The sequence below is a fragment of the Actinoplanes sp. CA-252034 genome, from assembly GCF_050956125.1.
Lineage (GTDB): Bacteria > Actinomycetota > Actinomycetes > Mycobacteriales > Micromonosporaceae > Actinoplanes.
The window spans coordinates 8,805,283-8,826,431 of the sequence record NZ_CP191846.1; the positions used below are offsets into that span (position 1 = coordinate 8,805,283).

Sequence of the window (21,149 nt, forward strand, 5' to 3'; positions counted from 1 at the left end):
TCAGACCGTCCTGTCCAGCACGATGAGGGACCGGTCCGGCACCCAGATCTTGTGTCCGGCCTCCACGACGGACGGGCGATCAGGGGACGGCTCGGCGGTTTCGATGACCTTCTCCCACTTCTCCCCGTACTCCGCGGGAGGCGTGGCGAACTCGAGCGGCGCGTCGTGCGCGTTGAAGAACAGCAGGAACGAGCTGTCCACGTGGCGCTGGCCGTACTGGCCGCGCTCGCGGATGCCCTCGCCGTTGACGAAGAGCGCCACCGCCCGGCCGAAGTCGTTGCCCCAGTCGTCGCCGGCCATCGGCCGGCCGTCCGGGGTGAACCACTCCAGGTCGGGCAGCGGGTCGCCGCCGCCACGGGCGGTCACCGGCAGGCCGGTGAAGAACCGGCGACGCTGGAAGACCTGGTGCCGGTGCCGGAACGCGGTCAGCTTGCGGGAGAAATCCAGCAGCTGCTCGTCGGCGTTCTCCCAGTCGATCCAGGCGATCTCGTTGTCCTGGCAGTAGGCGTTGTTGTTGCCCTGCTGGGTACGGCCCATCTCGTCGCCGTGCGAGATCATCGGCACGCCCTGGCTGAGCATCAGCGTGGCCAGGAAGTTGCGGCGCTGACGGGCCCGCAGCGCGAGCACGGCGGAGTCGGTGGCCGGCCCCTCGATGCCACAGTTCCAGGACCGGTTGTGGCTCTCGCCGTCCCGGTTCTCCTCGCCGTTGGCCTCGTTGTGCTTGTCGTTGTACGACACCAGGTCGTTGAGCGTGAACCCGTCGTGCGCCGTCACGAAGTTGATCGAGTGGAAGGGCTTGCGGCCGTCGTCCTGGTAGAGGTCGGCCGAGCCGGTGATCCGGGACGCGAACTCGGCCAGCGTCGCCGGCTCGCCGCGCCAGAAGTCACGGACCGTGTCCCGGTACTTGCCGTTCCACTCGGTCCAGTTCGGCGGGAAGTTGCCGACCTGGTAGCCGCCCGGCCCGACGTCCCACGGCTCGGCGATCAGCTTCACCTGGCCGACGACCGGGTCCTGCTGCACCACCTCGAAGAAGGTGCTGAGCCGGTCCACGTCGTAGAACTCACGGGCCAGCGTGGACGCCAGGTCGAACCGGAAACCGTCGACGTGCATCTCGGTCACCCAGTACCGCAGCGAGTCCATGATCAGCTGGAGGCTCTGCGGGCTGCGCACGTTCAGGCTGTTACCCGTGCCCGTGTAATCCATGTAGAACTGCGGCTGATCGTCCACCAGACGGTAGTAGGTCCGGTTGTCGATGCCCTTCAGCGACAGCGTCGGGCCCAGGTGGTTGCCCTCGGCCGTGTGGTTGTAGACGACGTCGAGGATGACTTCCATGCCGGCCGCGTGCAGCGCCTTGACCATGCCCCGGAATTCCTGGGTCTGCTGGCCGAGCGAGCCCATCGCCGAATAGCCGTGGTACGGCGCGAAGAACCCGAGCGTGTTGTAGCCCCAGTAGTTGTTCAGGCCCAGGTCGTGCAGCCGGTTGTCGTGCACGAACTGGTGAACCGGCATCAACTCGACCGCGGTCACGCCGAGGCTCTTCAGGTGCTCGATGATCGCCGGGTGGCCGATCGCGGAGTAGGTGCCGCGCATGTCCTTCGGGATCTCCGGGTGCCGCTGGGTGAGCCCCTTGACGTGCGTCTCGTAGATCACCGAGTGGTGGTACGGGATGTCCGGCCGGCGGTCGTTGCCCCAGTCGAAGTACGGGTTCACCACCACGGCCTTGGGCATGTACGGCCCCGAGTCCAGCTCCGACATCTGATCCGGGTTGTCGAAGTCGTACGCGTACAGCGACGGGTGCCAGTCGATGTCCGAGTCGACCGCCCGCGCGTACGGGTCGAGCAGGAGCTTGTGGGGATTGCACCGCAGCCCCCGGTGTGGCTCGTACGGGCCGTAGACGCGATAGCCGTACCGCTGCCCCGGCTCCACCCCGGGCAGATAGGCGTGCCAGACGAACGCGTCCTGCTCGTGCAGGAGCACCTTCCGCTCGTTGCCGGCCGGGTCGAACAGGCACAGCTCGACCGCCTCGGCCACCTCGGAGAAGATTGCGAAGTTCGTGCCCGTCCCGTCGTACGTGGCGCCCAATGGGTACCGATGACCAGGCCAGACCTGCATAACCGTGCTCCTACCCCTCGGCCGTGTCCCTGTAGATCGAGGCCGGCGGGCGCTTTCTATGCCCGTCCGTGGGACGGACTAACCTCGCAGGCCGCGTCACCGGCCATTCTGGCGGACTTCACTGCTAACGTCGGCCCGACTGTCCGGTTAGCCGCCGATATCTCCCCGTCCGGGGGTTTGGCGCATATCAGATTGAGCATTCGAGGGACCGTGCCGCGGAATGATCAGTTCGCCTTCGGGCCGCAGGTCTGCGGCTCCCTCTCCGCCGACGCGGGTGGCGGCCGGGAATGGCTGGTCACCGATGGTCTGGGAGGCTACGCGTCGGGCACCGTCAGCGGCCTGCGCACCCGCCGCGAACACGCTCTGCTGACCGTTTACGGCCACGTCGCGCTCGCCTCGCTAGACCTCACTGTGACTCTTCCCTCAGGCGCCAAGGTCCCGCTGTACACGCACGCCTGGGAGTCCGGGTCGGTCGAGCCGTCCGGGCACCGGCACCTGGAGACCTTCACCCTGGAGCAGGGCCTGCCCCGCTGGCGCTGGCGGATCGGCGACGTCGTCATCGAGCGGGAGCTGGCCATGCGGCACGGCCACCCGTCGGTCGCCGTCGTCCACCGCGTGCTGAGCGCGCCCGGGCCGGTCGGACTCGCCGTCGCCGCGATGTGCACCTGGCGGACCGCGCACACCAGCCGCCGCGCCGACGGTCCGGGCCTCGCCGTCGAGCCCGTCGCCGGCGGCGTGATCCTCGACGGCGCGTACCGCCTGCACGGCCCCGGCTGGCAACCCGCCGGATCGTGGCACCTCGGCGTACGCACCGGATCCTCCTCCTCCGCCGGGACCTCCCCCTCCGGCGACCTCGTCGAGGACCTCTGGCACGCCGGCACGTTCTTCCGGCAGGCCGGGCCCGGCGGGGCCTGCGAGATCTCGGCCTGGGCGGGACCGCTCGGCGAGACCCCGCCACCACCCCCCGCGGTCATCGCCGCGGAGCGCGAGCGGGCACACCGGCTGGTCGCCCTCTCCAAGACCGAGGGGTACGCGGAGACGCTCGTCCTCGCCGCGGACCGGTTCGTGGTCCGGACCGCGGACGGGCCCGACGTGGTCGCCGGATATCCGGGACAGGGCCGCTGGCAGAGCGACACGATGATCGCCTACGAGGGGCTGTTCCTCGACACCGGCCGCGTCGACGAAGGCCGTGAACTGCTGATCGCCCGGACCCGTTCGGCCGCCCACGACCTGCGCACCCCGGACGCGCCGTGGCTGCGGCACGACGCCCTCGACGCGCCGCTGTGGCTGGTGCACGCGGTCGACCGGCACGTCACCCGTACCGGCGACAGCGCCCTCGCCGTCAAACTCGCCGCGCCGCTCGGCCGTCTGCTGCGCCACCACCTCGGCGGGTCCGGTCCGCTCAGCATCGACCCGGTCGACGGTCTGGTCCGGCTCGCCTCCCCCGGCCCCGAGACGCCCCGGGTCGGCAAACCCGTCGACCTCAACGCTCTCTGGGTGAACGCGCTGGCCGCCATGTGCGACCTGCTCGGCGAGGGCGGGCACGACGACAGTGAGCCGCGAGCCCGGCACGCCCGGGCGCAGGCGTCGTTCACGTCCCGGTTCCCCGCGCCCGAGGGTTGGCTGTACGACGTGATCGAAGGACCCGCGGCGGCCTACCCGCTCGGCGCCGGCGCCCACCACGACGATCCGTCACTGCGGCCCCATCAACTGCTCGCCTGGTCGCTGCCGCACGCCCCGATGCGCGGCCGCCCGTCCGCCGCCGTGCGCGCCGTCGGCGAGTTCCTGCTCACCCCGCTGGGCCCGCGCACCCTGGCCCCCGGCGAGTACGGCTACCAGTCCCGCCGCCCGGCCGACCCCGACATGGCCCACCACCAGGGCCCGGTGTGGACGTGGCTGATCGGACCGTACGCCGACGCCTGCGCCGCCACCGGCCGCCCGGTCGACGGCCTGCTCGACGCTTTGGACGCCCACCTGTCCGAAGCGGGAGTCGGCTCCCTCGGCGAGACCGCCGACGGCGACGCCCCCCACCACGCCTCCGGCGTCCCGTTCTCCGCCCGCTCGGTGGCCGAGGTTCTACGAGTCAAGCAGAGGTACCTGACGTGAGCCGGATCCTGATGCTGTCGTGGGAGTACCCGCCGCTACTGGTCGGCGGGCTCGGCCGGCACGTGCACGCGCTCGCCACCACCCTGGTCCGGGCCGGGCACGAGGTCACCGTGGTCACCCGGCACGCCCCGGGCGCGCTGCTCGAGGAGTACACCGAGGGTGTCCGGGTGGTCCGTGCACCCGACGACCCACCGGCCTTCGACGTGACCGGCGGCAACCTGCTGGCGTGGGCTGTCGCGTTCAACCACACGCTCACCCGGGCCGCCCTGCACGCCACCCGTACCGGCGGTTTCGACGTGGTGCACGCCCACGACTGGCTGGTCGCGCACACCGCTGTCACGCTGCGCGAACACCTCGACGTCCCGCTGGTCGCCACCATCCACGCCACCGAGTCCGGGCGCCACCAGGGCTACCTGCCGTCCGCCCACAACCGCACCATCGACGACGTCGAACGCTGGCTGGCCGCCGAGGCGGTACGCGTGATCGTCTGCTCCGGCTACATGAGACACGAGATCAGCCGCCTCTTCGACGTGCCGCCGGACCGCGTCGACGTGGTCCCCAACGGGGTCGACGCGCTGCGCTGGCGGGCCCGGCCCCGCGCGGTGGCCGCCGCCCGTTCCCGCTACGCCGGCGACGGCCCGCTGGTCAGCTACGCCGGCCGGCTCGTCTACGAGAAGGGTGTCCAGCACCTGATCGACGCCGTGCCCACGCTCCGCTCCCGGTTCCCCGGCCTGCGACTGGTGATCGCGGGCGACGGGCCCTACCGGCCGGACCTGGAGACCCGCGCCTCCGGTACGCCCGAGGTGAGCTTCACCGGCTTCCTGGGCGGACACGAGCTGACCGCGCTGATGGGTGCCTCCGACTGCTACGTGGTGCCGAGCATCTACGAGCCGTTCGGGATGGTCGCGCTGGAGGCGGCCGCGGCCGGAACCCCGGTGGCCGTAGCCGGCACGGGAGGCCTGGACGAGATCGTCGACCACGGCGTGACCGGCGTGAAGTTCGCCCCCGGCGATCCGGCCGCACTGGCCGAGACGACCGGCTGGGTCCTGGGCGATCGCGACTTCGCCCGTTCCCTGGCCCTGCGCGCCCGCGAACGGGTCCGCTCCGACTTCAACTGGCCGGCCATCGCCGACCGGACGGCCACCGTCTACGACCGGGCCCGGGCCACCGACGCCGACCGCGTGGCTCGTGAGGCCGAGCAGGTCCTGTCCCGCATCCCGTCCCCCACCCGACCGCACCCGGCCAGCTGATCCGCGCGCGCAACCGCACCCCCGGCCCGCACCGCCGGCCACCAGAAACGCCCAACAGCGACCGCACCGCGGCCCGCACGACCGGGCCCGGCCCGCACGACCGGCCACCGCACCCCGGCCCGCACGACCCGCCACCGCACCCCGGCCCGCCCGGCCGGCCACCGGCGGCCGGCCGCACCGCACCGCGGGCCGCACGGCCCGCCACCGCATACGCCCCGGCGGGCGCGCTGGGATCCGGTGTGCCGCCTGCCTCGCGGGTCGGCACGAACAAGGGCTCGCGTAGCCCGTACGAGATCAGAGGTTTGCCGAATAGACCGCCAACCCGGTGTGGGCCGCCGCCAGCAACGGCACGCTGACCTGGTGTTTCGCCGCCTCGGCGACCATGTCGCCGACGATCGCGCCGCCCTCCACCGGCAGACCCTGGACGAGGTCGCGATACATCGACGAGGTCGTCGGCTCGGTCGTCACGATGGTGGCCTCCAGCATCGCCGCCGCCTTGCCGCGGATCGGGTGGCCGGCGGCTTCCGCGACCGCGGTCGTCTCGGCGGCCAGGGCATGCAGGAACTCGCTGCCGCCGGGCGCCTTGTTGATCGCTCCGATCGACCCGCGCAGCAGGGTCGTCGCCGCCCCGAGGGTCGCCAGCAGGACCCATTTGTCCCAGATCTCCTGGACGATGGTCGTCGAGGCCCGCGCGTCGAAGCCGGCGCCGGTCAGCGTGCCGGTGACGGAAGGCAGGCGGTCGTCGGCATCGCCGCCGTCGAGCGGGCCGAAGGCGAGCCGGTGTAGGCCGCTCATCTGATGCACGTCGCCGTCGTCGTCGAGCGTCGCGTGGATCATGCAGACGCCACCCCACGCCCGGTCCGCGCCGAATCGGCGGACCAGCGACTCGATGTGGCGGATGCCGTTGAGCAGCGGGATCACGACGGTCCGCGGGCCGACGGCCGGGGTCAGGCCGGCGAGGGCGGTCTCCAGCGAGTAGCTCTTGACCGCGACGAGCACCAGATCGTAATGCCCGTCCGGCTCGGTGATCGTGCGTGGTCGCAGCACCGTCTCGGCATCGGGGCTCTTGATCCGCAGCCCGCGATCGGCCAGCCGGGCCGCCCGCCCGGGCCGGACCAGGAACGTCACGTCCCGCCCGGCCAGGGCGAGGCGACCACCGAAGTAGCCGCCGGTCGCGCCCGCGCCGACCACCAGGATCCTCATCCGAGCTGCTCGTCCTCGTAGCACCAGCGCCACGACTCGCCCGGCTCGAACGAGCGCATCACCGGGTGGCGCTCGGCGGCGTGGTGCGCCGACATGTGCCGGGCCGGCGACGAGTCACAGCAGGCCACCAGCCCGCAGTTCATACAGAGGCGCAGGTGCACCCAGTTGTGGTTGCCGACAGCGTGGCACTGCGGACAACCGTCCTCGTAGGCGCTCAGCGGCGCCGGCTCGGTCGTCTCCTTGAGATGCTGACAGGTCAATCGTCACTCCGTTGCAGCTGGGACTCTTCCAGGTCTAGCTCACGCTGGGCGCGGACCAGCACCTCCTCGGGGATCCGCCCCTCGTTGCGGGCGATCTTGAAGACGTGCCGTTCCGCTCTGATCATCTCGCGGCGCAGCCGGCCGTACGCAGCCGACGGGGTTTCCCTGTCCTGACTGCCGAGTCGCTCCCAGGCGTTGTTGCCGCGGCTCTCGACCAGGTTACGCAGCCGGTCGACCACGCTCGGGGGCGCGTCGCCGGAGTGCTTCTCCAGCGCTTCGAGGGCGGCCCGGCCGGCGGCGTGCTGGACCCCGGCCTCGGCCAGCGCGTCCTGTGCGCTGTTGTCCTCGCGGACGCCGAGCCGGCGGGCCAGCCACGGCAGCGTGGTGCCCTGCACCAGCAGGGTCAGCACGATGATCGCGAAGGCCACGAAGATCAGCAGCTCGCGGGGATAGTCGGGCACGCCGTTCTCGCCGGGCGGCGGCAGGGTTTGCGCGGCGGCCAGGGTCACCACCCCGCGCATGCCGGCCCAGGCGATCACGGTCGGCACGGTGACCGGTGGTCGTGGCTCGCGGTTGCGGATCCGCGGGACGAGCCGGGCCAGGTAGGTCGCCGGATACATCCACAGGAACCGGATCAGCAGCAGCGCCCCGAACACCACCGCGGTGACCTGCACGGTGGTGGTGACGCTGGTCTCGATGGTGCCGATCACACCGCGCAACTGGAGGCCGACCAGCAGGAAGACGACGCCCTCCAGCAGGAAGTTGATCAGCCGCCAGACCGCTTCCATCTGCAGTCGCGAGGTGGGCGACAGCAGATAGGGGATGCGATGGCCGAGGTAGAGGCCGGCGATCACCACGGCCACCACGCTCGACGTGTGCAGCTTCTCCGCGATGATCACCACGACGAACGGGGTGAGCAGCGCCACCGCGTCGTCCAGCAGCGAGTCCTCGATCTTGCGGTGCAGCCAGGCCACGCCGGCCGCGAACGCCAGGCCGATCAGCAGGCCGCCACCGGCCGTCATCACCACCCGCAGGGCGATGTCTGCGAAGGTGGCCGCCGTCCCGCCCAGCGCGACGACCGCGACCCGCACCATCACCAGGGCGGTCGCGTCGTTGAGCAGGCTCTCGCCCTCCAGGATCGTCACGACACGGCGGGGGAGGCCCACCCGGCGGGCGATGGCGGTCGCGGAGACCGCGTCCGGTGGGGCGACGATCGCACCCAGCGCGATGCACGCGGCGAGCGGCACGCCGGGCAACAGCATGTGCACGAGAAAGCCGATCACCGTCGCGGTCAGCACCACGAGGCCGACCGCGAGCAGCAGGATGGGCCGTAACGCGAGTCGGAACGCGGGCACCGAGGTCTGCAGGGCCGCCACGTAGAGCAGCGGTGGCAGGATCCCGATCAGCACCAACTCGTGATCGAGATGCGCCTCCGGGAACCCGGGGACGTAGGACAGCCCCAACCCGGCGACGAGCAGCACCAACGGCGCGACGAACCCCAGTCGGCGGGCCAGAGCCGCACCGACGACAGCGATCGCGACCAGAACGACGGTGTCGACGATCGTTTCCATGCCGGGAAGCTTAGAGAATCCCTGTGACAAGTCCCTACGTGGTGCTGATTACCCCCGACCGCGCGATCGTCTGGGTGTAGACGCCCTCCAGGCTGAAGTTGTCCCGGGTGAGCACCACGTCGACGACGAAGGTGTACGGCGTCTTCGGGTCCAGCCCGGTGACGGTGGCACTGACGTCCCCACAGGTGGCCGGCGCGCTGCGGGTCCAGCCGACCTCCTTCTGGGCGCCGGTGACCAGGTCCTGGTTGATCGCCGTGACCCGGTAGTCGACGATGTTGCTGCCGCCCGGGTGGTACCAGGTGACCACGGCGCTGGTGCTGCCCGGCGTCACGGCCAGCCCGTCGATCCGCTTGATCCGCTGCATCGGCGTGCAGGTGCTGGTCGGTGTGCCGGACGGCCACGGGCTGCCACTGGGCAGCGGCGGCAGCGTGGTCGAGGGCGTCGGCGACGCCTTGCCGACCGGATCGGTGGGCGAGGGGGTGGGGTCACCCTCCTCCACCACGATCCAGTCGCGGCCGGCCGTGGCCGTCTCCTCCTCGCCCGGCCGGGTCGACGACGAGGACGAGGAGCAGCCCAGGAGCAGCAGCGGCAGCGCGACGGCGGTCAGAGCGACCGCGGACTTCCGAAATCCCAGCACGTCTGGTGCTTCGGGTCGGCGTCGCGGAATCTTAGGCGTTGCGGTAATGCTCCCGCGCACGTTTGGCCAGGTCCTTGGTGGCCGCCGAGTTGACCCAGGTGCCGAGGATGATGCCGGCGCCCGGGACCATCTTGGCGAACAGCCGCCTCGCCGCACGCACCCCGGCCATCTGTGCCAGTTTCACCCCGAGTCTCACCAGCACCCCGGCCAGCGGCCGGCCGGAGTCGCCGGTGAAGATCCGGCTGGCGCGCTCCCGGCCGGCCGCCACACCGAGCGCCGTCCGCGCGGTCTCCGCCACCTTGTGCACCCGCTGCAGCACGAGCAGGTCGGTGGCCCGCTCCGGGGCGGCCGGGTCGGCGCCGTAGGCGGCGGCGACGTGCAGCACGAGACGCGACTGGGTCCAGGCGAGGACGCCGACGTCGACGACCGCGCCGGGCAGGCCGGCCGCGCCGGAGACGGCCCCGGAGACCCGGGCCAGGGTGGTGAAGTGCTTGATCGCGAGGTTGGCGAGACCGTCGGCGTCGAGATCGGGGCGTTCCTGCCGGAGCCGGGCGTGCCAGGCGGCCGCCTCCGGGCCGAGCCGGCGCACCGCGTCGAGGGCGAGGTGCTCCGGCGCATACTGCGGGTCGGCCTTCATCCGGGCCCACAACGTGCTGGACGGGGCGAGGGACTCTGCGGACTGCTGTTGATTCAAAGATCACTCCGGTGGGCGCGGGGAGAAGGATCCGTTCCCATTGTGCGCGGTGCATGCACGTCTCCGCCGCCACGCTCGGTGAGTAATGATGGGAACGTGCCGGAATGAACGCCGGCAGCCGGCTGTTACCGCCGGAAACAGGCCCGCGTCAGCGGGCACCGCTCTCACGGAGGTTCACAGCGTGCTCGACCCCCACGGGCTCTACGAGGTGACCGGTGACCTGCCGGCTCTGGACGGCCCGGTGCTCATCCAGGCGCTCACCGGATTCGTCGATGCGGGCACCGCGATCCAGCTGGCCAGAGAAAATCTGCTGGAGCACCTGGAGAGCGAGATCGTCGCCACGTTCGACCTCGACCAACTGCTCGACTACCGCTCCCGTCGTCCGCCGATGATCTTCGTGGCCGACCACTTCGAGAGCTACGAGGAGCCGAGCCTCGCCCTGCACCTGGTCAAGGACCAGCTGGGCACCCCGTTCCTGCTGCTCGCCGGTCCCGAGCCGGACCTGCAGTGGGAGCGTTTCATCGCCGCGGTGACCGGCCTGATCGACCGTCTCGGCGTCAGCGTCACCGTCGGCCTCAACGCGATCCCGATGGCCGTGCCCCACACCCGCCCGGTCGGCGTCACGGCGCACGCCACCGACAAGCGGCTGCTCGGCGAGCACGAGTCCTGGCTGCAGCGGGTCCAGGTGCCGGCCAGCGTCGGCAACCTCCTGGAGTTCCGGCTCGGCCGGTCCGGGCGCGACGCGCTGGGCTACGCCGCGCACGTCCCGCACTACCTGGCGCAGACCGGCTATCCGGCGGCCGCCGAGGTGCTGCTGGACTCGGTGTCGGAGAGCACCGGCCTGGCCCTGCCGACCGGCAGCCTGCGCGAGTCGGCGAAGTCGGTCCGTGACGAGGTGGACAAGCAGGTCGCCGACGACGAGCAGGCCGGTCGCCTGGTCACCTCGCTGGAGGCGCAGTATGACGCGTTCCTGCGCGGCCGCCAGGGCAACCTGCTAGCCGACCCTGACAATCCGCTGCCCACCGCCGAGGAGCTCGGTGCCGAGCTGGAGCGGTTCCTCGCCGAGCAGAGCCGCGACGACAATTGATCGTCACCTCTTGAGCAGCCAGGCCAGCACCCCCGGCAGATGCCTGTCCCAGAACTCCCAGGTGTGGTCGCCCGGCTCGAAAGCGGCGTCGAGCTCGACCCCGGCGGTCGCGCACGCGGCCACGAACCGGCGGTTCTGCGCGACCAGATGATCGTCGCTGCCGCAGCGCAGCATCAGCCGCGGCAGCGACGACGGGTCGGCGACACGGATCAGGTGCATCAGATCCTCGTCGCCGCCCGCGACGATCCGGTCGGCGAAGACCCTGGCGACCAGGGCACGGATGTACGGGCGACGATCATGCTCCTGGATGTACGCCAGATCGAGCGCCCCGGACAGCGAAGCGGCTGCGGCGAACCGCTCCGGCTCCCGCAGCGCCCACTTGAGCGCGCCGTAGCCACCCATCGACAGACCGGCCACGAAGGTGTCCTGCCGTCGCGCCGACACCCGGAAGAACTGGCCGACCCGCTCCGGCAGCTCCGCCGACAGGAAGTCCCAGAACCTCATCCCGTACGTCTCGTTGGCGTAGAAGCTCCGGTCCACCGACGGCATCACCACCGCCACGCCACGCTCCTCGGCGTAGCGCTCCACCGAACTGAACCGGGTCCACGCGGTGTGGTCGTCGGTCAGCCCGTGCAGCAGGTAGAGCACGGGCGGCGGATCCGTCGCATCCCCGTCGGGCAGGATCACCGTCATCGAGGTGCTCATCTCCAGCGCCTCGGACCAGAAGTCACAGCGGACCAGTGCCATGCCTTCATTCTTCCTCGACGAACTACTCCTCCTCGATGAACTGCCGGAAGTCGTCGAAGGCCGGCTCGAACCGCTCGTCGGGAAGCCGGATCGCGCGGCAGCGCGGGTTTCCGGCCACCGTGCCGCTGCCGCGGATCATCTCCTCACCGGTCGTCGCGCCCTCGACGACCAGCGTGCCGCCGTCGAACGCGCCGGGCAGGACGCTCCAGCCCAGGTTGCGCTCGAAGTAGCGGACGGCGGTCCGGATCGACGGCGCCCAGTCGTCGTCGAGGACGATCAGGCCACCCGGCTTGACGATCTTGCGAAGGTAGTAGAGGTCGACGAAGACCTCGTGGAACCGGTGACTGCCGTCGACGAACGCGGCGTCCGCGACCAGACCCTCGGCCAGCAGCCGCGGAAGCGCCTCCGACGACGGCTCCCGGATCAGCCCGGCGATCCGGTCCAGGCCCGCACGGATCAAGAGATTCCAACCGACATCGTGGTACGCGTCCCGCTGAAACGGGTCGATCACGACGTGTCGTGGCGTCCCGCCGACGCTGAGCAGCGCCTCACCGATCGCCAGCGCCGAACTGCCGTAGGCGAGCCCCACCTCCACGACCGTCTGCGCGCCCTCGGCGACGAGCAGGTCACGGAGCAGGTCACAGTCACGCTCCGGCAGCGTCACGGTCGCGAAGTCCCGCTCGGGCCCCCGCGTCCACTCCGGACCCTCTTCGTTCAGCCGCCGCCGCACGTCCCGCAGTCGTTCCAGCCCTGTGGTCGTCATTGCGCCAGCATGCCTCCCCTTACCGGTCAGGTCGGCGCTGACACTCGCGTCCGTCAGGACAGGCGGTCTCTCGGCTCCAGCCAGGGCCGGATCCGGTCCGCCGAATCCGCTGGCAGGAACAGCTCGAGGAGCACCACACCCGTCAATCCCCAACCGGCTCCCAGAGGAGCATCTGCCGATGGTTGACGAAGCCGTTGCGCAGGTAGAAGTCGACCGCACGGCGGCCGGAGTGGACGGTCACGTGCAGCAGTCCCCGGGTGCGGGCCTCGGCAAGGATCGCGGCCATCATCGCGGCGCCGACACCCCGCCCGCGGTGCTCCTCGCGGACCATGACCGACTGGACGTCGCCGTACCGCCGGCTCATCGACCCGCCGCCGGGCACCCGTTCGGCGACGAACAGGAAGGCACAACCGACCACGCGGCCATCGACCTCGGCGACGAACGGCAGGTGCGTCTCCGCGTGGGCGATCAACCATTCCGCGTACGCGGGGAAGTCGCCCTCTTCGATGCCGCGCAACTCCGCAAGGGCCGTCACATCCGCCGGCCCCGCCATCCGCACGATCATCCGGGAAGTCTAGGAGACCATCCAAGGTCAGGGTGTCCACGTCTCTCCTACGTCAGTCCCGTCCTGCCTTCAATGGCTGTCTGACCCAAGGATCGCCCACCCGGCGATCGGTGATGATCAGTTCGCCGAGTATCACCGAGCCTCGGCCGCGAATGATCCTGACCTCGATGCCCGATCACTCCCGGCTCGCGCCCGCCCGGCCGGCACCGCACGGCGCTCGAAGCCCTGCACGCGGTGCCGACTGATGGCGCCGAAAGACACGCGCGCCATCCAGGCTCCCCCGCGGCACCGGGCACCGCTCGATGCGGCCGTCCGATATGGATCTGCGAGGTGGATCCGGAGACCGAGAGGCTCGTCGGACGAGACCCGGCAGAGGGCTGTTTCCGCGTTGGGAATGTCGTACCCGTCGATTAGAATGTATGTACGAAAGAGGGGACCTGAGCTGCGGATCTTCAGGCCTTCGGAGGCCCCTTGCGGCCTGATTTCCGCAGTGCGAGCGAGGAGACGACGTGACGATCTCGACCACCACCCCCGTGCCCGTGATCCCTCCCTATGCGACGATGCTCGGCTTCACCCGCTACGTGTCTCGCACCGGCCCGGCGAAGGCCACGTTCGTCGGCGGCCTGCGCAAGCAGCGTGAGCGCCGGAGCGGTTTCAACCCGCACGGCCAGCTGGTGAAAGCACTGAAGGCCGACATCGCATTCCGGACCGGCGGCAGCTACCTCGGCGGCGTGGTCGACGTGGTGAAGGACCGTTGGAAGCCGCTCTACGGCGCGCTGCGTGCCGGCGCCCGCACCTATCTGGCCTCGCTCGGCAACCCCGAGCAGGTCAATCTCGCCCAGACCCGCGACGCGATCGCCACCGTCGGCCCGCTGGCAGTGAAGATCAACCCACATTTCGGGCTGCGCTACGACGACGGGCGGCGCGAGGCCGTCCGCCTCCACTTCGACGAGGAGCCGCCGAGCAGCGAGGCCGCGATGGCGATGCTCCACCTGATGGCCCGCCACATGGACCAGATCCTGCCCAACGCCGAGCCGGTCCTGGTCGACCTGCGCCGGGGCGTCGTCCATCGCTTCGACCAGTCGGCCCGCCCGGCCGATGTCGAGAGCTGGCTGGCCGGCGAGGCGGCCGCGTTCACCGCGATGTGGGCCGCGACAGCGTCCCCAGCCGCCTGATCCTTCTCCCCGCTCCGGCCGGGCGCGTGCCACCCCACGCGCCCGGCCCACCCACCCGCGATCCGTCCGGACCAGGCAAGCCTCCACTCGCCACCCACGAACGGCCCTCGGCGCCCAGTCCACGGCGGCGAGGGCTTCAGCCGGCACTTGCGGACGTTGCCAGCACTTGCGGACGTTGCCAGCACTTGCGGACGTTGCCAGCACCTGCGGGCGCTTCGACCAGCAACTGCGGGCATTGGCCAGCGCCGACGCTTGCGGCCATTGGCCTGCACTCGCGCGCTTCGACGAGCACCTGCGGGCGGTGACCGACGCTCGCGGGCGGCTCCTCCGGCCGCCACATGGAGAGGCTGGGCAGCACCGGCACCGCCTCCCCCGGTTCTCGTGCAGGGCGAGCAGATCACGGACCAGCAGCACCGTGGTCGGCGCTCCGGGGCGGTGGCCGGCACTTGCGGAGTCCGACCAACACTTGCGGGCGGTGGGCGGCACTTACGGACTTCGGCCGGCGCTTGCCGGCGGCGGGCGGCGGACCGCTGTGCCGGGACGGCGGGTTCGGGCTCGGTGTGAGGGTGGTCCGGGGCTGGGGCTCGCATCGCCCTGCGGACCTGCCGGGCCGGGGAACGGCTAAGCTGCCTGGCGTGAGTCCCTTTCCCGGCGTTCTTCCGCCGCCGCGCTCCTGACCGGAGCGCCGCCGCGCCGATTCAGCACCGGCTGATCGGCTGCTCTGCCTTGCGCTCCGTCGCCGTTCTCTGACGACTCACTCTTTTTCGGAGCGCACGTGTTCATCTCGTACTTCTCGTCTGTCTTCTCGTCGGCTGCGGCCGGCGCCCGGCTCAGCCTGTTGCAGGTGTCCGCCGCCGGGATCCTCTGGGGCACCGCCGGTGTCGTCGTCCAGGTCGTCGCCGAGCACACCGGGCTCGGGGCCCTGGCGATCGGCTTCTACCGGCTCGCCGTCGCCGCTGTCGTTCTGCTGCTCATCGGGTTGCCGTCACGGCGGCGGATCTGGGCGGCGTTTCGTGGCGCGCCGGTCGCGGTCATCGCGGCGGGTGTCGGGCTCGCCGCCTATCAGGGCCTCTACTTCGTGGCCGTCCGGCTGAGCGGCGTCAGCATCGCCACCGTGGTCAGCCTGGGCATCGCGCCCGTGCTGCTCAGTGCCTGGGAGACGCTACGCACCCGGCAGCGCCCGAGCACTGCGACCCTGATCGCGTCGGCCGCGGCCGTCGGCGGCCTGGTCCTCATCGGCGGCGCCACCGTCGAACCGGGCGCGACCGCCGCCGGCCTCGGGCTGCTGGCCGCCATCGGCTCGGGCGTCGTCTACGCCGCGTCGACCGCGATCAGCCGGCACACCACTCAAGGGGTGGAGCCACTCACCCTGACCACCCTGTCGTGCGCGATCGGGGCGATCGCGATCCTGCCGGTCGCCGCCGTCGAAGGCCTCGCTTTCACCCCGCAGGCCGGCCCGGTCGCCCTGCTGCTCTATGCCGGTGCGATCACGACCGCCCTGGCGTACGCCCTGTTCTACACCGGTCTGCGCCGCATCTCGGGCAGCGTCGCCGTGGTGGTAACCCTCCTCGAACCGCTCACCGCCGCGCTCCTCGCCGTACTCCTCATCGACGAGCCGCTCGGCCTCGCCACGATGATCGGCGGGCTCCTGCTGCTCGGCGCGGTGGCCACCCTGTACCTGGACGCGAGCGATGATCCCGAGCACCCGACGCCCACGCCCTTGCCCGCCGACCCGCTCAGCACGACGGCCGTCACCGGCTCGGCCTCCGCCCGAGAACTGCCCGAAACCGGCCCGGCACCCGGCGCACCGAACCTCTCCCACCAGACATCGACGACCACGACGGCCCGATGCTGATCACCCGGCCGGCGGTGAGGCCACCCGCGACGAACCGTTCGTGGCCCGCCTCACCGCCGGTCGGCGGCCGGCACCCCAGACGGTCGCCCGTCGGCACGGCCCGTCGGCACACAGCCCGTCAGCACCGCCCGCCAGCACAGCCCGTCGGCGCACAGCCCGTCAGCACAGCCCGTCAGCACCGCCCGTCGGCACACAGCCGGTCGCCGGTCGGTACACAGCCGGTCGATGAGGCCGGGTCGATAAGGCCGATAGGGCCACCCATTGCAGCATCGTGAGGACGAGCCGCCCTTGGCACGATGATCGTCGCGGCCCGTTCGTGCATGCGGGTGCGGCTGCCGCCCGCAGGAGGGCGCCGACATCGACCAGACCCGACACCGGGTTCATCAGTGGCTCCAGCTGACTGCGGCCGACCTCAGTCAGTGGGAACCGCACCTCTGGATTCACTACTCGACGGGGCTTCCATGGTCGAGGCCTGCGCTACGCCGGTCCCGGATGTCTGGTTGTGAGATGCGCGGCGGTCCGGCACGCCGCTACACGATCGTGCGGCTGAGCAGGTGTGGCACCCGAGTTCCACGCCGGGTTTGGTGGAGACCGTCGAAGCCGGGGCGTGACACCGGCCGGGTAGCGGCTGACCGGAACGCGACCGGGCGCGTGCCCGACCACCCGGAGCCGCTGATCGGTGCCATGCGACCACGTCGTCGGGCCGATCTTCCTGGTCGGGCCATGGGCCGATAGGGCATCGAGGATGGCTCGGTGGGCATTTTTCGGGTTGCGGTGCGGGAACGGCTCAGGTGCAGAGCGGTTGCGACGATGCCTCCTGTTGTCAGGACGTAGGCGGAACCTCGGGGGGCGTTCGGCCATGGGAAAGCTCGGTCAAGTAGCGGGAAACGTGACGCTGGCGGCTGCGGTGGGCCTGAGCGGATCGCTGATCCTGACCGCGGAGGCGAACGCGACGCCGCCCGCCCCGGCACGGGCGACGGCCGCGGGACCGCCGATGACGGCGACGGATGCGCGGCGACCGGCCCAGTCAACGAAGGCGGCGCCGCGCGAGGCAAACACTGGGCCGCGCGAGGCAAATGCGGGACCGCGAGAGGCGGCGACGGGGCTGCCGCGGGCGGTGGCGTTCGTACGGGACGGCGACGTCTACGTCAGCAGGGGCCTCACGGAACAGCGCCTGACCACCGGGGCGGGCATGCTCGGCCCCGGTGGTCGCCGGACGGGGGCGGATCGCTGTTCTGAACAGGGGGCAGGTCTGGGTCATGAAGGCGGACGGCAGCGGGCAGCGGCGGCTGAGCACCCGGCCGGCGGGTGGGCCTTCGTGGTCGCCGGACGGGAAGTGGGTCGCGTTCGCGTCGCTGTCGTGCACCGGTGGGCAGGGCGTGTACCGGATCTCGACGGCGGCGGCGCCGGCTCGGCCCGAGGTGCTGTTCCCGCGGGACTGCCGTGGTGAGGAGCTGCCCGAGGAGACCACGGCCGGGCCGGTCACGGGGTCGCTGCGGGAGCGCCTGCAGTACGACAACGCGGTGGCCTGGTCCCCGGACGGCGCGCGGGTGGCGTTCCGGGGTGGGGACTGCGAGTCGACGTACGACGCCTGCCTGAGCATGGGAACGGTGGCGACCGGGGAGGAGCAGACCGTCGTGGCCTACGGTGGCGGAGGTACGCAGAACCGGGGCTTCGCGGTGGTGCCGAGCTGGCGTTCGGACGGGGTGAAGCTGTCCTGGACCGCCTACGAGGAGGGTGAGACGGCCGCCGGGAACAAGCCGGTTCACCTGGTCGAGTACGACACGGCGACCGGGGCGCGGCGGACGGTCGGCAACGCGCTGGACCGCGAGTTGTCCTATGTCGACGCGGATCACGCGATCGTCACCAGCCGCAACAACCGCGGCTCGTGGCTGACCGTGCTCCGCCTGGGCGACGGGACGCGGACCCTGCTCCGTTCCGGCTCTCAGCCGAGTGTTCAGCCACTGACCCGCTGACGGCCCGGACTTCGGATCCGCCCGGACGGGAGGGACGTGTCCGCGGGACCGGCCGACGCGGCGGGAGAGGTGAGGATTTCGTCGTGGCCGGGGAGGGGTTCTATCGTTGGCCGCGCCATGAGTGAGACCGAGAGCCCCGCAGCCAGGCCCATCCGCACTTTCCATCCGCGCCGTGGGCGGATGAGCAGCCGCCATTCGGACGCGCATGCGGCGTTGTGGCCGCGGTTCGGGTTGACGGTTCTCGACGGCGATCGGACTCCGCTGGATCTGGTGGAGTTGTTCGGCCGGGACGTTCCGGTGGTTCTGGAGATCGGGTTCGGGATGGGTGACGCGACCGCGGCCATGGCGGCGGCGGATCGCGGGCGGGGCTATCTCGGCGTCGAGGTGCACACGCCGGGCATCGGCAATCTGCTGGCGCTCGCCGGTGAGCTGGGTCTCGACAACGTCCGCGTGGCTCACGGCGATGCGATGCAACTCGTGCACCAGCTCCGGCCGGGCAGCCTGGACGCCGTGCACGTGTTCTTCCCGGATCCGTGGCCGAAGGCCCGCCACCACAAACGGCGGCTCGTCCAGCCGTCGAACGTGGCTCTGCTCCGGGAGCGGCTGCGCCCGGGTGGCGTGCTGCACTGTGCGACCGACTGGCCGGAGTATGCGGAGGCGATGGCGGAGACGCTGGACGCCGACCCGGGCCTGCGGCGCCTTCCGGCCATGCCGCACGGGCGACCGGAGACGAAGTTCGAGCGGCGCGGCGCCGAGGCGGGCCGCCCGATCACCGATCTACGGTACGAACGTCGCTGATCCACCGCACCCGAAGAGCCGCGGGGTGACGGGTCCGGGCGAAACTCCGGCCAAAGGGTCCGGCGATGGTGGCCGACACTGAAGGTTGAGGGGTGGATCGCAGTCACCCCGCCGCGAGGGGCCTTGAACGCGCGCCGCGTCATTTGCCGGTTTTAGCCCTTTCGCGCATCTAGGCTTGAGGTGGAGGTCGGCCATGCGGCGAGAAGGCCCCGGCGATGCCGGGCGGTCCGGACGGACGCACGCGGCGGAAGCCGCGGTTCCCGCACGCACGGCCGCGCCTTACGGGGGGACGGCCGTCGACGAGCATCACGGCTCGCCGGCGGCCGCCCGCTTTTTCGGGTCCTCCCCGCATCGCGGCGTCCTGACCAGCGGATCCGCCGACCAGCTGGCGGCCCTGACGGCCCGGGCGGCGAGCGCGCCCAGTGCCTGTGTCCAGTTCGTCGAGGGCGAGCAGCTTCGCCTGTACGGCAGCTGGGGCGTGGCCGCCGATTGGGACGAGGTGAGCCATGTCGATCTGGAGACGTCGCTCGGCGGGATCGTGGTACGCACCGGGGACACCCTGGCCGTGACGGACGCGCTGATCGACGGGCGGGTGCCGGCGGGGGCGTTACGGGAGCCCGGGGGCGCCTACCTGGGTTATCCGGTGCACGACCGGATGGGCATGGTGCTGGGCGTGTGCTGCGCCTACGACACCCGGCCGCGGGAGTGGACGTCCGAGCAGATCGCCGCGGTGGCGGAGGCGGCCGAGGTGGCGACGCTGCTGATCGGTGAGCAGCTGGCCCGGCACGAGCTGGAGCAGCAGCACCGGTTCCTGGACGCGGTGCTGGACAGCCTGCACGACGGGGTGGCCGCCTGTGACGCCGCCGGCCGGGTGGTGTTCGTCAACGAGCGGATGCGCCGGCTGTGGGGCGACTCGCCGGTGGAGGACGTGACGGGGCTGGCCGACGGGTCGGGGGTGCCGTTGCTGCGCGAGGAGCTGGGGCTGTTCCGGGCGTTGCGGGGCGAGCAGGTCCGCGACGAGCCGATCACCGTGCACGGCCGGAGCCGCCGGACCAGGTTCTTCCTGATGGACGCGCAGCCGATCCGCGGGCGGGACGGCCGGGTGGTGGGCGCCGTGCAGGCGGTGCAGGACGTGACCCGGCAGCGGCGGGCGGAGCGGTTCCGCAGTTGTGAGCTGGCGGTGACCACGGCACTGGCGGGGGCGCCGAGCATCGAGGCGGCGGGGCCGCGGGTGCTGGAGGCGGTGGTCGCGACCCTGGACTGGGTGCACGCCGAGTTGTGGATGGTCGACGACGGGACGATCCGGGCGGCGGCCCGCTGGAGCACGCCGGGCTGGCCGTCGGGGATCCCGGTGCCGGAGCGCCTGGCGTACGGGCAGGGGCTGGCCGGGCGGGCCTGGCAGGTGGACAAGCCGCTGTGGATCCGCGACGTGGGCCGCCCACAGAGCCTGATCTCCCCGGACACGTCGGCGGACCGGCTGCACACGGCGCTGGCGATCCCGGTGCACGACGGGTCGGGGCCGATCGGGGTGCTGACGGTCTTCGCCGACTCGGTGGAGGACCCGGAGGACGAGCTGGTCGCGCTGATGTCGGGGATCGCCGCGCATCTGGGGCAGTTCGTGGAGCGGCGCCGGGTGGAGGATCTCCAGCTGCAGCTGACCCGGAGCAAGAACGAGTATCTGGCGCTGATCGGGCACGAGCTGCGCACCCCGCTGACGTCGATCAGCGCCTACACGGAGCTGCTGCGCGAGGCGGACGAGCCCACGCTTGTCCGGGACGGCCCACGGCTGATCGCGGTGATCGAGCGCAACACGAACCAGCTCCGGGAGATCATCAACGAGCTGCTGGAGCTGTCGGCGCTGGACGCCGGGCACGCGGACGTACGCCGTACCCCCATGGATCTCGCCGAAGTGGTCCGTGACGTGGTGGACCGGGCGCGGGTGGCGATCGACGGGGCGCCCGTGGTGATCGACGCGGACCTGCCGGGTGAGCTGATCGTGCCGGGCGACCGGGACCGGCTGCGGCACATCGTCGAGAAGCTGCTGGGCAGCGCGGTCCGGTTCAGTCCGGACGGCGGGCACGTGGCGGTGTCGCTGCGCAGCACCGGGCGCACGGCCGAGCTGGCGGTGTCGGACGCGGCCGGGGACGTGCCCCATGCCGAGCGGGAGCAGCTGTTCACCGGCCATTTCCGGACCGCCCGCGGTAACGACCGGGTGTTGCCGGGCAGCGGCCTGGGCCTGACCCTGAGCCGCGCCGTGGTGGCGCGGCATCACGGCAGCATCGAGCTGACCGGCGGCGACGCGGGCACGACCGTGCTGGTCAAGCTGCCACTCGAGGTGAGGTAGGCGCCC

At 71.5% G+C, this 21,149-nt stretch carries 17 protein-coding genes; 8 read left to right on the forward strand and 9 right to left on the reverse strand.

What is annotated here, in order from left to right; all coding sequences use genetic code 11:
- Positions 1–2,112, reverse strand: coding sequence for a glycogen debranching protein GlgX (gene glgX / locus ACQPZW_RS39910; protein WP_433791224.1), 2,112 nt, complete (start codon positions 2,110–2,112; stop codon positions 1–3).
- A gap of 210 nt (positions 2,113–2,322) precedes the next feature.
- Here glgX and ACQPZW_RS39915 point away from each other — a divergent pair, with 210 nt between their 5' ends.
- Entirely contained in the window at positions 2,323–4,218 is a 1,896-nt protein-coding gene (locus tag ACQPZW_RS39915; RefSeq protein WP_433791225.1) for an amylo-alpha-1,6-glucosidase, read from the forward strand.
- Positions 4,215–5,468: a glycosyltransferase family 4 protein gene (locus ACQPZW_RS39920; RefSeq protein ID WP_433791226.1), complete on the forward strand. Its 1,254-nt coding sequence runs from the start codon at positions 4,215–4,217 to the stop codon at positions 5,466–5,468. The genes ACQPZW_RS39915 and ACQPZW_RS39920 overlap by 4 nt, the downstream gene beginning before the upstream one ends.
- Positions 5,469–5,762: 294 nt before the next feature.
- Here the strand turns inward: ACQPZW_RS39920 and ACQPZW_RS39925 are convergent, their stop codons facing one another.
- From ACQPZW_RS39925 to ACQPZW_RS39945, 5 genes are read right to left on the reverse strand one after another with little or no spacing between them, the layout of a single operon-like run.
- Complete coding sequence (locus tag ACQPZW_RS39925) at positions 5,763–6,671, reverse strand: ketopantoate reductase family protein (RefSeq protein ID WP_433791227.1); 909 nt, start codon at positions 6,669–6,671, stop codon at positions 5,763–5,765.
- Positions 6,668–6,931 (reverse strand): UBP-type zinc finger domain-containing protein, encoded by a 264-nt coding sequence (locus ACQPZW_RS39930; protein WP_433791228.1) that lies wholly within the window; start codon positions 6,929–6,931, stop codon positions 6,668–6,670. The genes ACQPZW_RS39925 and ACQPZW_RS39930 overlap by 4 nt, the downstream gene beginning before the upstream one ends.
- A complete protein-coding gene (locus ACQPZW_RS39935) occupies positions 6,928–8,502 on the reverse strand; it encodes a Na+/H+ antiporter (protein WP_433791229.1) in 1,575 nt (524 codons plus the stop codon). Before ACQPZW_RS39935 ends, ACQPZW_RS39930 begins: the two co-directional genes overlap by 4 nt.
- 34 nt (positions 8,503–8,536) lie before the next feature.
- Complete coding sequence (locus ACQPZW_RS39940; RefSeq protein WP_433791230.1) at positions 8,537–9,139, reverse strand: fibronectin type III domain-containing protein; 603 nt, start codon at positions 9,137–9,139, stop codon at positions 8,537–8,539.
- Positions 9,140–9,170: 31 nt separating this feature from the next.
- Entirely contained in the window at positions 9,171–9,776 is a 606-nt protein-coding gene (locus ACQPZW_RS39945) for an EcsC family protein (protein WP_433797752.1), read from the reverse strand.
- Between the two features lie 238 nt (positions 9,777–10,014).
- On the opposite strand from ACQPZW_RS39945, the gene ACQPZW_RS39950 reads away from it, so the two are divergent.
- On the forward strand, positions 10,015–10,920 hold the full coding sequence (locus ACQPZW_RS39950; protein ID WP_433791231.1) for a proteasome assembly chaperone family protein: 906 nt from the start codon (positions 10,015–10,017) through the stop codon (positions 10,918–10,920).
- A gap of 3 nt (positions 10,921–10,923) precedes the next feature.
- Here the strand turns inward: ACQPZW_RS39950 and ACQPZW_RS39955 are convergent, their stop codons facing one another.
- From ACQPZW_RS39955 to ACQPZW_RS39965, 3 genes are all read right to left on the reverse strand, one after another.
- Entirely contained in the window at positions 10,924–11,667 is a 744-nt protein-coding gene (locus tag ACQPZW_RS39955; RefSeq protein WP_433791232.1) for an alpha/beta hydrolase, read from the reverse strand.
- A 22-nt stretch (positions 11,668–11,689) separates the two neighbouring features.
- The gene (locus ACQPZW_RS39960; RefSeq protein ID WP_433791234.1) at positions 11,690–12,430 is read right to left on the reverse strand and encodes a class I SAM-dependent methyltransferase; all 741 of its coding nucleotides are present in this window, start codon (positions 12,428–12,430) and stop codon (positions 11,690–11,692) included.
- 142 nt (positions 12,431–12,572) lie between these two features.
- Complete coding sequence (locus ACQPZW_RS39965) at positions 12,573–12,995, reverse strand: GNAT family N-acetyltransferase (RefSeq protein ID WP_433791235.1); 423 nt, start codon at positions 12,993–12,995, stop codon at positions 12,573–12,575.
- A 560-nt stretch (positions 12,996–13,555) separates the two neighbouring features.
- Between ACQPZW_RS39965 and ACQPZW_RS39970 the strand changes: the two genes are divergently transcribed.
- The 5 genes from ACQPZW_RS39970 to ACQPZW_RS39990 all read left to right on the forward strand — a co-directional run bounded on the left by ACQPZW_RS39970 (position 13,556) and on the right by ACQPZW_RS39990 (position 21,143).
- Positions 13,556–14,170 carry a hypothetical protein gene (locus ACQPZW_RS39970; RefSeq protein WP_433797754.1) on the forward strand — a complete coding sequence of 205 codons (615 nt, stop codon included), beginning with the start codon at positions 13,556–13,558 and terminating at the stop codon, positions 14,168–14,170.
- Positions 14,171–14,945: 775 nt separating this feature from the next.
- Positions 14,946–16,025 (forward strand): DMT family transporter, encoded by a 1,080-nt coding sequence (locus tag ACQPZW_RS39975; protein WP_433791236.1) that lies wholly within the window; start codon positions 14,946–14,948, stop codon positions 16,023–16,025.
- A gap of 1,259 nt (positions 16,026–17,284) precedes the next feature.
- Positions 17,285–18,001, forward strand: coding sequence for a TolB family protein (locus tag ACQPZW_RS39980; protein ID WP_433791237.1), 717 nt, complete (start codon positions 17,285–17,287; stop codon positions 17,999–18,001).
- A 180-nt stretch (positions 18,002–18,181) separates the two neighbouring features.
- Positions 18,182–18,799 (forward strand): tRNA (guanosine(46)-N7)-methyltransferase TrmB, encoded by a 618-nt coding sequence (gene trmB / locus ACQPZW_RS39985; RefSeq protein ID WP_433791238.1) that lies wholly within the window; start codon positions 18,182–18,184, stop codon positions 18,797–18,799.
- 193 nt (positions 18,800–18,992) lie between these two features.
- Complete coding sequence (locus tag ACQPZW_RS39990) at positions 18,993–21,143, forward strand: ATP-binding protein (protein WP_433791239.1); 2,151 nt, start codon at positions 18,993–18,995, stop codon at positions 21,141–21,143.
- The last annotated feature ends 6 nt before the right edge of the window (positions 21,144–21,149 follow it).